The sequence below is a fragment of the Spirosoma utsteinense genome (assembly GCF_014282275.1).
In the GTDB taxonomy this organism is placed as follows: domain Bacteria; phylum Bacteroidota; class Bacteroidia; order Cytophagales; family Spirosomataceae; genus Spirosoma; species Spirosoma utsteinense.
Window position 1 is genome coordinate 18,509 of the sequence record NZ_VFIA01000012.1, and the last position, 15,838, is coordinate 34,346.

At 54.2% G+C, this 15,838-nt stretch carries 11 protein-coding genes; 10 read left to right on the top strand and 1 reads right to left on the bottom strand.

Annotation, left to right across the window (positions count from 1 at the left end; genetic code table 11):
- Positions 1 to 3: 3 nt before the first annotated feature.
- The 10 genes from FH603_RS11320 (at position 4) to FH603_RS11365 (ending at position 14,348) form a co-directional block, all read left to right on the top strand.
- The gene (locus FH603_RS11320; RefSeq protein ID WP_186737610.1) at positions 4 to 825 is read left to right on the top strand and encodes a DUF4097 family beta strand repeat-containing protein; all 822 of its coding nucleotides are present in this window, start codon (positions 4 to 6) and stop codon (positions 823 to 825) included.
- An 87-nt stretch (positions 826 to 912) separates the two neighbouring features.
- Complete coding sequence (locus FH603_RS11325) at positions 913 to 3,270, top strand: ABC transporter permease (protein ID WP_186737611.1); 2,358 nt, start codon at positions 913 to 915, stop codon at positions 3,268 to 3,270.
- A 103-nt stretch (positions 3,271 to 3,373) separates the two neighbouring features.
- Positions 3,374 to 5,794 (top strand): ABC transporter permease, encoded by a 2,421-nt coding sequence (locus FH603_RS11330; protein WP_186737612.1) that lies wholly within the window; start codon positions 3,374 to 3,376, stop codon positions 5,792 to 5,794.
- 181 nt (positions 5,795 to 5,975) lie between these two features.
- Positions 5,976 to 8,372 carry an ABC transporter permease gene (locus tag FH603_RS11335; RefSeq protein ID WP_186737613.1) on the top strand — a complete coding sequence of 799 codons (2,397 nt, stop codon included), beginning with the start codon at positions 5,976 to 5,978 and terminating at the stop codon, positions 8,370 to 8,372.
- Positions 8,373 to 8,577: 205 nt separating this feature from the next.
- On the top strand, positions 8,578 to 10,134 hold the full coding sequence (locus FH603_RS11340; RefSeq protein WP_186737614.1) for a sensor histidine kinase: 1,557 nt from the start codon (positions 8,578 to 8,580) through the stop codon (positions 10,132 to 10,134).
- 46 nt (positions 10,135 to 10,180) lie between these two features.
- On the top strand, positions 10,181 to 11,644 hold the full coding sequence (locus FH603_RS11345) for a serine hydrolase domain-containing protein (RefSeq protein ID WP_186737615.1): 1,464 nt from the start codon (positions 10,181 to 10,183) through the stop codon (positions 11,642 to 11,644).
- Between the two features lie 5 nt (positions 11,645 to 11,649).
- A complete protein-coding gene (locus tag FH603_RS11350) occupies positions 11,650 to 12,342 on the top strand; it encodes a LytR/AlgR family response regulator transcription factor (protein ID WP_186737616.1) in 693 nt (230 codons plus the stop codon).
- A gap of 181 nt (positions 12,343 to 12,523) precedes the next feature.
- The gene (locus FH603_RS11355; RefSeq protein WP_186737617.1) at positions 12,524 to 12,934 is read left to right on the top strand and encodes a hypothetical protein; all 411 of its coding nucleotides are present in this window, start codon (positions 12,524 to 12,526) and stop codon (positions 12,932 to 12,934) included.
- 19 nt (positions 12,935 to 12,953) lie between these two features.
- Positions 12,954 to 13,391 carry a hypothetical protein gene (locus FH603_RS11360; RefSeq protein WP_186737618.1) on the top strand — a complete coding sequence of 146 codons (438 nt, stop codon included), beginning with the start codon at positions 12,954 to 12,956 and terminating at the stop codon, positions 13,389 to 13,391.
- A 21-nt stretch (positions 13,392 to 13,412) separates the two neighbouring features.
- Positions 13,413 to 14,348: a winged helix-turn-helix domain-containing protein gene (locus FH603_RS11365; protein WP_186737619.1), complete on the top strand. Its 936-nt coding sequence runs from the start codon at positions 13,413 to 13,415 to the stop codon at positions 14,346 to 14,348.
- Positions 14,349 to 14,503: 155 nt separating this feature from the next.
- Here the strand turns inward: FH603_RS11365 and FH603_RS11370 are convergent, their stop codons facing one another.
- Positions 14,504 to 15,520: a hypothetical protein gene (locus tag FH603_RS11370; protein WP_186737620.1), complete on the bottom strand. Its 1,017-nt coding sequence runs from the start codon at positions 15,518 to 15,520 to the stop codon at positions 14,504 to 14,506.
- Positions 15,521 to 15,838: the final 318 nt, after the last annotated feature.

Here is a 15,838-nt window from a genome sequence, read left to right on the forward strand (position 1 = left end):
CCAATGAATACTGTACTGCGTATTAGTACCGCCCTGATCCTGATGGGAACAACACCCCTCTTTGCCCAGAGCGAATCCAAAGAACAACTCGTCGTTCCCCTTACCGATCCGGGCAAACCCGGCTCACTGGATATTGGCCTGATCAACGGCTTCATTCACATCACCGGCTACTCAGGTAAAGACGTCATCATCGATGCATCGACGCGCTCCACTAACCGAACCGATGACCGCAACACCGGCAGTGGAGGGATGCGTCGTATCTCGACCAACAACGCGCTGGACATATCGGCCGAAGAAAAGAACAACCGCGTCCGGGTGAGTGCCAGCAGCCACCAGAAACCGGTGAACCTCACGATTCGACTACCACAGCGGTTCTCACTCAAAATCAGCACCGTAAACGAAGGCGATATCACGGTCGAGAATGTGAATGGCGAGATGGAAATCAACAACGTCAACGGCCCTATCGAGTTGACGAACATTGGCGGCTCGGTGGTGGCCAATACGATCAACGGCGACTTGAAGGCCACCTTCCGGGAGGTTAGCCCCAACGCGCCCATGGCGTTCTCGACGCTCAACGGCCGCGTCGACGTAACCTTCCCCGCGTCAGTCAAAGCGAATGTGAAACTCAAATCCGACCGGGGCGATATCTTCAGTGATTTCGACATCGACGTCGACAAAAACCAACCCAAAGCCACCAGGTCTGCCCAGTCGGGCATGTACCGGGTCACGGTTGAAGACTGGGTTTACGGCAAGATCAACAACGGCGGTCCCGAAGTCATGATGAAAAGCATGCAGGGCAGCATTTACGTCCGAAAAGCGAAATAAGTCGTCGCAGCCGGTCGTCTCACGCAACGCAGATCGATTTCCGGTGTCCTTACGCCCGAACCCCTTCCCTCAACCCCTCCGGTCAGCATGCTTCGCAACTACATCAAGATCGCCTGGCGGAATATCGTCAAGAGCAAAACCTTCTCGTTTATCAATGTCCTCGGACTGGCGCTGGGGATGACCTGTAGTTTGCTGATTCTGCTGTGGGTGCAGGACGAGCGACGCATGAACCGGTTCCATGCCAACGGTCCGCGCATGTATCAGGTGCTGGAAAATCAGCAGTGGACGGGCAGCGAACTCAGCACGACACCCGCCACGCCCGGACCAATGGCGGCTGCCCTGAAAGCCGAAATTCCCGAGGTAAAAAAGTCGGTGAAGCTGACCTGGGAAGAAGAACACCTGCTGGCGCTGGGCACCACCGGATTTAAGGAAAAAGGGCGGTATGCCAGCCCGGATCTGTTCTCGATTTTTTCCTTTCCGTTTCTGCACGGCAACCCGAAAACGGCTATCGCCGGACCAACGTCCATCGTTATTTCGGAGGCTGTCGCCAAAAAGCTCTTTGGCCGGACGGATGTACTGGGCCGGATGGTCCGGCTCGACAATACCGACGACCGTCAGGTGACCGGCGTCATGCGCGACATTCCTAAAACCTCCTCGCTGACGTTCGATTTTGTTCTCCCTCTCGAACCGCACGAGGCTAAAAACAAGTGGCTGAACGAATGGGGCAACAACGGCATTCGGACGTTTGCGCTATTGAACCCGCTGGTCAACGTGAATCGGGTCAACGCCAAAATACGGAACATGGTCCATCGGCACGATGCGAAGGTGACGACCATCACGACGTTCCTGTTCCCGTATGAAGATACCTACCTGTACTCGAAGTTCACCAACGGCAAACCCGATGGTGGGCGCATCGAATACGTCCGGCTGTTCACGATCGTCGCTATTTTCATCCTGATCATTGCCTGTATCAACTTCATGAACCTGGCCACGGCCCGGTCGGCGAAACGGGCGAAGGAAGTAGGCATCCGGAAGGTCGTTGGCGCGGAGCGCGCTTACCTCATCGGGCAGTTTGTGGGCGAAGCTGTGCTGATGGCGGGGATGGCGCTGGGGTTTGCGATCATTCTAGTTCAGCTATTACTCAGCCCCTTCAACAAGCTCACCGACAAGCACATTGCTATCGAGTATGGTAACCCGTATTACTGGCTCACCCTGCTGGCGCTGGCGTTGGTAACAGGCATTGTGTCGGGGAGTTACCCGGCCCTGTTCCTGTCGTCCCTTCAGCCCATTCGTATCCTGAAAGGCAGTCTGCGCTTCACGGCGGGGCCCGTCCTGTTCCGGCAGGGGCTGGTGGTATTCCAGTTTTCGTTGTCGCTGCTGCTTATCATCGGAACCCTGATCGCGGGTCGGCAGGTTGAGTACATCCGAACCAAAAACCTGGGCCTCGACCGGGAGAATGTCATTTACATGGCGCTGGAAGGTGAATTGCCCAAGCGGTTCGACTCGTTCAAACAGGAGTTAGAACAGGCACCCGGTATTCAGACGGTAACCGCGTCGGGCTCCGACCCCCTCGCTGTGGGCAGCTCCACGACCGGCCTTGAGTGGAAAGGGAAAGACCCTAAAGACAAGACCTTGTTCATGCAGTTAAGCGTCAGCTATGACTTCATAAATACGATGAAGATCAGGATGCTGGAGGGGCGCGACTTCGACAAAGCGATTGTAACCGACAGCACCAACTACATCATCAATGAAGAAGCTGCCCGGCGCATGGGTATGAAAAACCCCGTTGGTCAGGACCTGAAGTTCTGGGAAAAGAACGGCAAGATTGTGGGGATGGTGAAGGACTTTCACCTCAACTCCCTGCGCGTAGCCATCGAACCGCTGATCATACGCCTGGATACGGCCAGTAACAATACGTTGCTGGTGAGAACCCGGCCCGGCCAAACCGAAAAGGCGCTGGCCAGTTTACAGCAGCTAACGAAAAAGTACAACCCGGCTTATCCCTTCGATTACGTATTCGCCGACGACAGTTTCGAGAAGCAGTACAACAGCGAAACCCTCATTGGCAAACTGGCGGATTACTTCGCCATCCTCGCCATTTTCATTGCCTGCCTGGGCCTGTTCGGGCTGGCCATGTTCACCGCCGAACAACGCACCAAAGAGATCGGCGTTCGGAAAGTGCTGGGCGCATCGGTCGTCAGCATTGTCACGCTACTGAGCAAGGACTTCGTTAGGCTGGTGTTTATTTCCATTGTCATTGCCACGCCCATTGCCTGGTACACCATGAGCAGGTGGCTACAGGATTTCGTCTACCGCATCGACATCGACTGGTGGGTCTTCGCCCTAGCGGGTCTGCTGGCCATAACCATCGCTCTATTGACAGTAAGCTTCCAGAGCATCAAAGCCGCGTTGATGGATCCTGTTAAATCATTGAGAACGGAGTAGGGCAGGAAGGGAGGAGGGAGGAAAGGAGAAAGAAAAAAACCTCTCCTCCTTTCCTCCTTTCCTCCTTTCCTCCCTCCTCCTTTCCTCCCTCTTCCCCAAAACCATGTTTCAAAACTATCTCAAAGTTGCCTGGCGGAACCTGCTCCGGCACAAGGTCTTCTCCGGTATCAACATTATCGGGCTCGCGATTGGTATGGCCGCCTGCCTGCTGATTCTGCAATACGTAGCGTTCGAACTCAGTTACGACAACTTCCACAGCAAAGGCGACCGGATCTACCGGGTGCGGCAGGACCGCTACAACGAAGGTAAGCTCAGTACCGAGTGGGTATCCGGTGCTTATGCGGCTGGCAACTCATTTAAAGACGCTTACGATGAAATCGAGGATTACGTCAAGATCGTGGGGACCGGATCGGTGGTAGCGGCCGCGGCCGATGGCGAGCAGATGAAGGTCGAAAAAGTGTATTATGCCAGTCAGGCGTTTTTCAGTATATTCTCGTACCCGTTAATCGCTGGCGATGCCCGCACTGCGCTGCTCGAACCCAACACGGTTGCGCTCTCCGAATCGGTCGCGCGGAAGCTGTTCGGAACGACCAATCCGTTGGGCAAAACCCTGCGTATCAACCGGGAGCAGGTAGTAAAAGTAACCGGGGTGTATAAAGACTTCGGGATGAACTCCCACCTGAAAGCCGACCTGCTGCGGTCCTACGCTACGTTTATCAAGAATATGGGGGCCGATAACAACCCCGAGACGGCCTGGCAATGGGACGGCTGCCTGACGTATCTGCTGCTACGTCCGGGTACCAATCCGCAGGCCCTCGAAGCTAAATTCCCGGCGGTTGTCGACCGGCTGGCCGGGGCCGACCACAAGAAGTATCATTCAGCGGCCATTTATACGCTTCAGCCGCTTCGCGACATACACCTGTATTCACATTACCTCGGCGAGACCGAACCCAACGGCGACGGCAAAACGGTGTATCTCCTGCTGGCTATTGCGTTCTTCATCGTCGTCATTGCCTGGGTCAACTACGTAAATCTGGCCACGGCGCGGGCCATCAGTCGTGCCCGCGAAGTAGGGGTTCGCAAGGCGGTTGGTTCGCAACGGAGCCAGCTTATGGGACAGTTTATGCTGGAGTCGTTTCTGCTCAACAGCCTCGCCGTTGTACTCGCCCTGGTGCTGGTCCTGATCACCATTCCGGTATTCAACAACCTGTCGGGCCAGCAGCTCTCGCTCTCGTTGCTGGGCAGCGGCCGGTTCTGGCTGGCCCTGCTGATCCTGTTCGTCGTAGGCGTGTTCTTCTCGGGTTTGTACCCCGCCTTTGTGCTGTCCGGTCTCCGGCCGGTTACGGTGCTGAAAGGCCGGATGGTCAACACGCGGCAGGGCATTCTGCTCCGCAAAGGATTGGTTGTGTTTCAGTTCGTGGCTTCGTTGTTTTTGCTCGTCGGCACGATGGCGGTCTTTCGGCAGATCGAGTTCATGCGGCAGCAGACCCTGGGCCTTTCCATCGACCAGACGCTGGTGATTCGCCCGCCTATTATCAGCAACGATTCGACTTATCTACAGCAGATGAAGGCGTTTAAAGACGAGGTATCCCGGCAGTCGGCCATCAAGAGCATTACCGCGTCGACGTCTATTCCGGGCGATGCCGTGGGCTGGAATGCAGGCGGTATCCGGATAAAAGGTACCGACGAGAGCAGGGGAAAACAATACCGCGTCATCGGCGTCGACTACGATTACCTCGATGCATACGGCCTCAGGCTGCTGGCGGGCCGGAATTTCGCCCGCGACTTTGGCACCGATCCGAAAGCGGTTGTCTTCAACAAGATGGCCCTTCAGCAGCTGGGATTCCTGCAACCCAAAGAAGCCATCGGTAAAGAGATCGATTTCTGGGGCGAAACCTTCACCATCGTCGGCGTTGTCGATAACTTCCACCAGCAGTCGTTGCGGGAAGCCTACGAGCCGCTTATTCTCCGGCTCATCCCCGATGTTCGCGGGTACTTCTCGGTGAAGATAGCCCCCGCCGAAGCAGACAGGACCATCGCCACCGTTCGAACCGCCTGGAACCAGTTCTTCCCCGGCAACCCCTTCGACTTCTTCTTTCTGGATGCCCACTTCGCCGATCAGTACCGGGCCGACCAGCGGTTTGGACAGGTCTTCGGTTTTTTCACCGGGCTGGCAATCCTGGTAGCTTGTTTAGGGCTGTTCGGGCTGGCGTCATTCACGACTACGCAGCGTACCAAAGAAATCGGCATTCGAAAAGTACTGGGCGCGTCGATAAGCGAGATCCTGCGGTTGTTATATAAGGAATTTGCCCAGTTAGTCGTCATCGCCTTTGCCATTGCAACGCCCCTGGCCTGGTTTGCGGTCACCCGCTGGCGCGAAAGCTACGCCTTCCGGGCCGACCTGAATGGCTGGCTATTTATCATGCCCTTTATTGCGGTTCTCGCCATCGCCCTGTTAACGGTCAGTTTCCAAAGCATCAAAGCCGCCCTGATGGACCCCGTAAAAAGTTTACGAAGCGAATAACGTACCATACCGTAGAGACGCAACCCTTTGCGTCTCCTGTGCGTCAGCAACCCTTCACGCCAGCAACCCTTCACGTCAGCAACCCTTCACATCTCACCAACCAAAGCCGCTTAAGTTTTTTTAACAGCCTGTCCATAAGCAATGTCCGTACCTTGATTCGCGAAACGGGTATGGACATTTTATGCTTACGAACTATCTCAAAATTGCCTGGCGGAATTTGATCACGCAGCGCAGTTACACCCTGCTTACTACCATTGGCTTATCGGTTGGTATGGCGGGCGCACTGCTCATTTTTCTATTTTTAAAACACCACCTGAGCACCGACCGGTACCACACCAACTTCGACCGGATTTTCCGAATCGACACCGATCTATATCTGGCCAACGGCTCCATCGAGTACAACCCGGAGGCACCCCTGCCAATGGCGCAGACCCTGCGCAGCCAGTATCCACAGGTGGAGCAGGCCGCGTTTCTGATGATGAACCGGGAGTTGACCGTCGGTATCAAACAGGCAGGCCAGGCCACGATCACCCGTTTTCTGGAGCATGCCGGAACCGGCCTGACCGACCCCGCCTGGTTCGATATAATGAGTTACACCTGGCTGGCAGGTAACCCCCAAACCGCCCTCCGCGAACCTAACAGCGTTGTTTTAACCCACTCCCGGGCGAAAAAATATTTCGGTGATGCCGATCCAATGGGGCGCACCATCACCCTCAACAACAAACTCGACGCAACCGTTACGGGTCTGGTTGCCGATCCGCCGGCCCCAACCGATACCAACCTGGGCCTGTTCATATCACTGGCAACTCTAAAGCAGTTCGACCCAACCTATGACGCAACCAACTGGTGGTACCTTAACAGTACGAACCGCGTCTACGTCACGCTAAAAAACCCGGCCGCTGCCGCTGCTCTTGACCAGTCGCTGACGGCGCTGGCGAAGAAACAGTACGGAGCCGATGCCAAATTCTTCAGGTTTCACACCCAGCCGATGCGGGAGTTTCATTTCGACGTAGCCCGGGGTGGCGGGGCCATTCGTCAGTCACTGCTCTGGTCGCTGGGTATCATCGGGATTCTGTTGATTGGAGCCGCCTGCATCAACTTCGTCAACCTGAGCACCGTTCAGGCACTTCGGCGCAGCAAAGAAGTGGGTATCCGAAAAACGCTGGGCAGTTCGCACCAGCAACTGGTTTTTCAGTTTTTGCTCGAAACGACACTGATTACGCTGCTGGCCACCGGTCTGGCAGCTGTATTGGTACTCACTACCCTTCCCTTGTTCAACAATTGGGTGCAGCTAAATCTGGTGTTTCGGCTCGACTGGAGCCTGGCAGGATTCATAGGTCTACTGCTCGGGAGCGTCGTTCTGCTCGCTGGCGGCTATCCGTCCCTGGTGCTGGCTGGCTTCTCGCCTTCGGCAGCGTTACGGGGTACGCTGGCCGCTACATCGACGGGTGGGTTCACGGTTCGTCGGGTACTGGTTGTGGCCCAGTTCGTAGCCTGTCAGGTCCTTATTGTTGGAGCCGTCATTGTAGCCAGCCAGATGCGCTACATCCAGCAGGCAGACCTGGGTTACCGGAAGGACAATGTGATTGTCGTCCGGTTACCGAATAAGCAGAAGTCGACGAGGGAAGCCCTCCGGCAGCAGCTTTCTCAATACGCCGATATTCAGTCGGTGAGCTTCAGTCACCGCCCGCCCGCCAGCAGCCAGTTATTTGGCGGGTCGTTCAAATTCAACGGTAGCCCGGACTGGGCCCTCTTCCCCATCCGCGACCGTTTGGCCGATGCGGAGTTTCTGGACACGTATGGGATAAAACTAGTTGCCGGGCGGAACATCATGACCAGCGATACCATCCGGGAGTATCTGATCAACGAAACCATGCTGCATCAACTGGGCTTTCGCGATCCGCAGCAGGTGTTGGGCAAGAAGATGCAATACCATTTATCGGGCGTGCCCATGCCCATTGTAGGCGTCGTGAAGGACTTCCACGAGAAATCCCTGCATGAGGCCATTGGCCCCTGTTTCATTGCCAGCTACGCCGATTGGTACGCCCGGGCCAGCATCCGACTTTCGGGCAATAACCCGACCCAGTCGCTCCAGCGCATTCGTGAGACCTGGCAGCAGCTCTATCCCGGCGAGGTATTTGAGTATGAATACTTCGGCGATCAGATCGCTACGTTCTACGAAACCGAAACCCTGGCCGCTCGATTGATCAACACGTTTACGGGCATTGCCATCCTGATCGGCTGCCTGGGCCTGTACGGTCTGATTTCACACGTGGTACTGCAGCGCACCAAAGAGATTGGCATTCGAAAAGTGCTGGGGGCATCGGTTGCCGGTATTGTCACGCTGCTCTCGAAAGACTTCATCCGGCTGGTGGTCATCGCGATTATCGTGGCCACCCCCATCGCCTGGTATGCCATGAGCAAGTGGCTGAATGACTTCGTTTACCGTATCGCTATCGAGTGGTGGATTTTCGCACTGGCTGGTGTGCTGGCCGTGAGCATCGCCCTGCTGACGATCAGTTTTCAGAGTATCAGAGCCGCGATGATGGATCCTGTTCAGAGTCTACGATCGGAATGAAGGGAGGAGGGGAAGAGGGGGAGGAAGGGGAAGAGGGGAGGAAAGGGAGGAAAGGGATTGCTGACGCCAGCGCCATCCTCCCCCTCCTCCCTCCCTTCCCTTTCCTCCCCTCCTTCAATTTCACCCCATTTTTAAGCCGGTTCAACCCATTTTCACCCTGCGCCTGGTCATGACTTATAGCTTTGATCAAAAATCAAACAGAACCATGCGGGACTTACGTGAATTTCGACGGTATGAACTGGTCTTTGTGCTGGGTACGGCTACGCTGTATGTCGTTCGCCGACTCCTGAACGAAGTCGACCGTATCGATGGCATGCTGTCGAGCGCCGAACGCAGCGATGTACCGTCAGCTACCCTCTGGCGAAATCTGGCGACGTATGACCACACGCTGAATAACAACGTCCCGCTCATTGCGGCTGTAGGCCTGTTTCTGGCAGCCTGGTATGTGTTTCACACCCTCGCTTACCCACGTATCCATGACCGCACCAACGATCGGGAAGCAGGTCTTTACCTGGGATTGACGGGTATCCTACTGCTGGTGAGCGTTTTTATATACCAGTACCTCAAGCTCTACGTCCGTTACCAGTACGATACCGCCGAAAATGTCATCGGGCTGGCCGTGTATTCCCTTTTTCGCAAACGAACTGTACTCGCCAACACCATTGGGCTGGTGGTTATGCTGGGCATCTACGAACTGGGCTTTCAGTATTACCAACTTCTGGCCCGTAAGATTGAACAGGAGTCGGAGCAGCATTTCAGACTGGTCAGCTACCTGTTGCTCGGTGGACTGGGCTTACTGGCCGTTAATCTTGTCCTGACCGGTACGTTGCCTGTCACCTTATGGCATGGCGGTACGGGCGATACATTGCTGCTATCCGGCCTGTTACTGCAAATACTGGTTCTTCAGTCGTATGTATACAGCGATGTCCTGCCTCTTTTCAGGACTGCCGAATCGACCAGAACAGTACTGTTCACTACGATTGGCACGACGGTGCTCGCGGCTATCGTTGCCACAACGGTTTTGTGGGGGGCCGTCACGAACTTCTATTACTACTCCTTCGAGCCCATCATTCCATTTACCGCAGTTGTTTTGATCGGTGCTTTCGCCATAGCGTATGTCCGGCGATGGCTCACGAAAGAGAAAACGGCATTGAAGACCGAGGTGTCGACGAAAGCGGCTGAACTGGCAAGCTTACGGGCGCAGATAAACCCGCACTTCCTGTTCAACGCACTCAACAGCTTATATGCCACCGCCCTGAACGAGAACAGCGAAAAAACGGCCGATGGCATTCAGAAACTGGGCGATATGATGCGGTTCATGTTGCAGGAAAATAACCTCGACCGTATCCCGCTCGACAAGGAAATTGAATACCTGCGAAACTACATCCAGCTTCAGCGGATGCGGATCGATGAGACGCATGACATCGATATCCGGGTTCACATCCAGGAGCCGAACCGTGCCCTGTTCATCGCCCCTATGCTGCTGACGCCCTTTGTCGAAAACGCGTTCAAGCACGGTATCAGCTTCCGAACCCCTTCCTGGATACACATTACGCTGACCCTGGACGATACCCGGCTCTACCTTAAAGTCCATAATTCCCGGCACCCCAAATCGGCCAACGATCCCGAAGAAACGAAGCCCGGCCTCGGTCTGGACAACGTCCGAAAGCGGCTCGACCTGATCTATCCCGGCCGGCACCAGCTCGACATTCAGCAGTCTGAGCAGGACTATTTCGCATCGCTGACGCTGGTCTACTGGTAAGACCACCCTCCTCATTCCCATTTTTTCACCCTAAAATTGATCGCTCATGAAATACCTTTTCATTAGTCTGCTCCTCCTGTGGCTTGTTCCGATAACGGTTGGCCAGCCGCAGCCGCCAGCGCTGACCCGTACGATTCAGCAGGTTGAAACCGGCTTACGATCCGCAGTTGAACTGGCCGGGCAACCCATCGCCACCTACTCGATCGCCGACCGGATGAAGCATTACAAAATACCCGCCGTTAGTATTGCCGTGGTGAATAATGGTCAGATCGAATGGGCGAAAGCCTATGGATTTTTGCGTGCCGACGGTACCCAAAAAGTAGATACCCAAACGCTTTTCCAGGCGGCTTCCATCAGCAAGCCCATCTCAGCACTGGGAGCATTGAGGCTGGTGGAACAGGGCAAACTCGATCTGGACACCGATGTCAACAAATACCTCACAAGCTGGAAAGTTAAACCGTCGCGGTTCACCAGCGAGAAGCCGGTTACCCTGCGTGGCCTCCTGACCCACACCGCCGGGCTGACCGTGCATGGTTTTAACGGCTACGGTCCGGGGAAAGCGGTGCCAACGCTGGTGCAGGTGCTGAATGGCGAGAAACCCGCCAACTCACCCGCTGTCATCTCCGATACCGTTCCCGGTAGTCGATGGCAGTATTCGGGCGGAGGCTATGTTATTGTTCAACAGCTGATTGAGGACATAACCGGCCAGCCCTTCGCCGACTACATGCAGCAAACGATACTGACACCGATCGGTATGTCCACACACAGCACCTTCAGGCAACCGTTGCCTGCGGAATTGCAGCAGAACACCAGCATAGCCCACGCCAATAATGGCACCCGTATTCCCGGCGACTGGCACGTCTACCCGGAACAGGCACCCGCTGGTTTATGGACAACGCCCAGCGACCTGGCCCGTTACATCATTAGCGTTCAGCAATCGCTAGCCGGTACGGCAACCCCGGTGCTTTCACAATCCATGACCCGGCAAATGCTCACCAAACATCTGGGCAATTATGGTTTAGGACCGGGTCTCGGCGGCAAAGATTCCCTGATGACCTTTGGGCACGGGGGCGGCAATGAGGGCTACCGCTGTTTTTTGTACGCTTTTCAGCAGACGGGGCAGGGCGTGGTGATCATGACCAACTCAGACAATGGTATGGATTTGATCAACGAGATGCTGCGTAGTGTCTCGCAGGTCTACGACTGGAAGGTGTTCAAACCGACGATCAAAAAGCTGGCTGTTATCCCGCCTGAGCAGCTGATGAAACTGGCAGGTCGCTACGTGGGCCAGGGCGATCGGAAGCCCGTGCTGGAAGTCACGGTGAAAGGCCGTAGTTTGCAGGTAAAACAAAGCTGGGACGGACACACGTTTACCCTGCTGCCCGAAGCGGAGCGCGCTTTTTTTCTGGAAGATGAGGGCGCTCCATTTACCTTTGACGTGGCTGCCGACGGTACGATCAACAGTTTACTGGCTTTCGGCTCGGACCGGTGGACCCGGATAAACGAATAAACACCATGCCGCTGACTGCCATTGCCATCGACGACGAACCCAAAGCGCTGGACGTGATCAAGCTCCACGCAGCCAAGGTTCCGTTTCTGGACCTGAAAGCAGTCTTCACCGACGCCTTCGATGCCATTTCGTACGTGCAAACCAACCGCGTCGACTTGCTCTTTCTCGATATCAAGATGCCGGACATCTCCGGCATTGACGTCGTAAAATGCCTGTCCAAAGTTCCGATGGTGATCTTCACGACGGCCTACTCGGACTTTGCCGTGCAGGGCTTTGAACTGGACGCTGTCGACTACCTGCTGAAACCCTTCTCGCTGGCACGTTTCCTGAAAGCTTGCACCAAAGCCCTCGACTTCCATACATTGCGGTCGGGCAGCGCCCCGGACTATCTGTTCGTCAAGACGGGCTACGAGGACGAAAAAGTACTGCTGGACGATATCCTGTACATTGAAGCGGAGGGCAATTACCTCTCGCTGGTGCTGACGAAGCGGAAGCTGCTCAGCCGCCAGACCATGGCCGACCTGCTGCAACACCTGCCCCCCGACCAGTTCGTCCGGGTGCATCGGTCATTTTGCGTGGCCGTTAACAAAATCACGAAGATGGCCCGGCAGGAAATAACCGTCGCCAACCAGACCATTCCCATTGGCGCTTCCTACGAGGAAGCAGTGGCCGCTATTCGAGCCAGGCTGGTTTTGTAAGTTGCGATTAAACAAGCGGACAAAATGCGGAGACGTCCTTGCAATCAACTGCCCTCAACCCGTTGTTTATCAGCAACAAAACATACTTTTACATTTCCTTTACAATGTTTTACCCCCGTTTCTCGGCAGACGTTCAGGACGAACGTAGGTTTGTTTCATCACAATGATAAATCACAACGCCATGAAACAAGTACTGTTCATTCTCTGCCTGCTGGGCGGCTGCATCGCATCGACTGCGAGCCGGGCCCAACAGCCGTTTTCCCATTGCTCGGCGGCTTTCGTCAGCAGCAAACTGATCGTTGACACCTACAGCCCGAAAGGGCGCTGCCGGTTACCGGCGTCCACGACGGGGTTGCTGACGGTGCAAACGGTGACGATGATGCTCACGAAAACGAAGGCCGGCAACCAGATTGGCTTTAAAATTGCCATTCGTGATAAGGCGACGGGAACCCTGCACCTGTTCTCTGGTAAAACGTATCGGCAACTGCCTGTGCAGGACGTGCTGGCTACCTGCAAAAAAGGGGATCGTATCGTGCTCCTGACCGAAGACCGGCAATACGCCCTGCCCCATAATGAAATTATCGTTTTATAGATAAACCACCCCACCACGGATGAAAAAGTCACGATTCACGCTCGCTTTGCTGACAGGTATCCTATCCGTTTGGATTATTCAGCCAGCCACGTCTCACCCCGCGCTTGTGTTGTATGACGATCCCGTCACCCTGAACGGGCATCCCGTCGATTACTTCACATTTTCGCTGCATACGCGTGGGTTCATAGGACTTCGGGAAAGTAATATGGTGTCGGAACATCAACGGCTTATTCCGTTTCGGCTCTACCTTCAACGCAAGGGGGCTATCGTCCGGCAAGTTGGATCAAGCGACGCCGGCAACGTGCATACCGTTCAACTCGACGCCATTATGCCCTTCGCCCGTTATGGTGATGAGTTGGTACTTATGCCGGTTCGTCCAACCGATATACGCTCCAAACGCGTTATCAAGCTAACCTCCTACAATCTGTTCGTATTCAGTTTTGGTCCAGGCTGCTAACCTATTTACCCTGTTGCTCGCATGAAATTCGCCCAGACACCGCTTTCCCGCATCCTGATCGGTAGCCTGGCGCTGCTGCTGGTCACGGTGTTGTTTGTCCGTTTCATACAGAGCACATCAGGGCAGGACGAAGCGCAATCGAACGATTCGCGTCAGTACAGGGCCAGGAAAATCAACCTGGCCCTGCGCCGGACGGCCCATCATCTGCTTCGGCTGGCTGGTGACTCCACGTCGCGTATCCCGGCCGTAGAACAGCCGAACCCACATACGTTTCGGGTTTCGTTCAGCCGGTCGTTCAACTACGACTCGCTGCCAGCCCTGCTGCAAGCGTCGCTCCAAATCCATGCCGTTGCCGGTCCCTATGACGTAGCGGTGCTCGACTGTGCCCGGGGCAAATTGCAACTGGGCTACAGCCATCGTGATCTGATGAGCAGTGGGCCAGTACCGTGCACCGGGCGTTCGATGACCGCCGGGTGTTATGTCCTGCAGGTCACGTTCGAACCCCTCGCGCCAGCATCACCGCCGTCCATGCGCTGGCCGCTGATAGCGCTGGCCGGGCTGCTGACAGGCGTAGCATTCATCATGTGGCGCCGGTCGGCGCAGACCAGCGAACCAGAAGTTCAACCCGTTTCATCGATGGATAGCGCCATTCGGTTTGGACAGTCGCAGCTCGACGTGGCCAGCCAGCGACTCATGTCTGGTTCCAGTCTGCATAACCTGACGTATCGCGAAACGAAGCTGCTACGGCTGCTGGTGAGCCATCCTAACGAATTGCTGGAACGCAACCAGATATTAAAGCTGGTGTGGGAGGACGAAGGAATTACGGTAGGCCGGAGCGTCGATGTATTTATATCAAGGCTCCGCAAGCTGCTCCAAAACGACCCCACCATCCGGATTGCGGCTGTCCACGGCGTTGGCTACCGACTGGAGGTTTTATCCGAAGCCAACCCAAAATAGGCCACTACTTGACCACTGGCAAGTTTCCGTCGCGGCAAGGATAAGTGGGGCGTGTTGTCGCGCTATAGCTCACCAAACTGTCGATGAATTTATAGCGGGCCTGATGCTAGTTGATCCTGCTTCAAAATCGGGGCAGCTGATAATTATCGGCAAACTTAATTTCTGGTATATACAGCAAACCTGCCATCATAAAATGAGAGCCGGTAGAAAGGTATTTGTTTTGTGTTCGGCTTTGGATGAAAATACTCGGGGCGGTATTTGTAATCGAATAAAATAAAGCCAACGTTTTTTTTATGGGACCAGTTGGTTATCTCTTTAACCGGATCACTGGAATGCGTGTCGTAATACCCATAATTTTCGTGATTCAACAAGTTAGGGTAGTGTTCATACTCGTTGAAAAAGAACGTAATGGGAACGAGCCCCAGTTCATTGACAGGGATATGTCCACGCAGTTTTGTATAGGCCTGGGGCAGGTAGTCTAAACTCAGATTTTTATAAATAATCTGTGCCATCCCATACGTTCCTATTATAAAATAAATAATCAAAACGCCCTTAAGTTTTTTGTTGACAAAGGGTTTCAGCCGATACAATTCATAAAGTATAAGCAGCATGAACGGTATAAACAAAATCATGTAGTAAGCTGTGTTTCTTTTCGTTATCAGCCAAAAGGCAACGAAAAGACATACAGCGTAAATACGTAAATCAACGGGTAGTTCCAAAATGTATTTACGCTGCTGCCAGAGCATAAACACAAAAAGCAGTGAAAGGGCCAGATTCTCCAGCGGTATAAAAAATACTTTCAGGTACGTCAGCATGACGAACAACTTTGGCCAAAGACCAAACGTACTTTGTGTAGCGGGATCATTCCTAAACTGGTAGTACCATACAGATAGTCCGTTTTCGGCCTGTAGCACATCAATAAAATAAGCGGATGCCGTTAGCCCCCCGATCAGGGCAAAAATGACCGCTTGCCGGTATTGTTTCAGGTAAATGAGCGTCGCTACACCAGCAATCAAATAAATAACTCCATTCAAGTGAGCAAGCACCGCTAATCCCGCCAGTATAGCGGCCAGGACTATTTTCCAGTTTTTATTTTTAGCGGTATAAATACACAGGAAAGACCAGAGGCCGAGCGATGCCAGCATCATTTCCGGGCGATTTTCAAAGCTCATTTTGATCAGAAGCCGATTCGAGAAGATCAGAATAAGTATGAGAAGTATATACCACGAGGAAAATTCAGCGTCGGTAGACCGGATATATACTATGACTCCGCCAATCAGTGCATAGAAAAACAATAACCCTACAAACTGAAGTACGGGAAGATGAAAGCCAAATAATTTAATCAATCCCGCACCAAAGAGCAAAAACAGTTTATGACTAACCAGAAGTTGTTTTTCCCAACCCAGGATACCCGCAAAAAAATCAGATCGTATTATTCCCTCTCTATAAAACCAGTACGACTGCTCGCCAAACCAGGCATCGTCATTAGT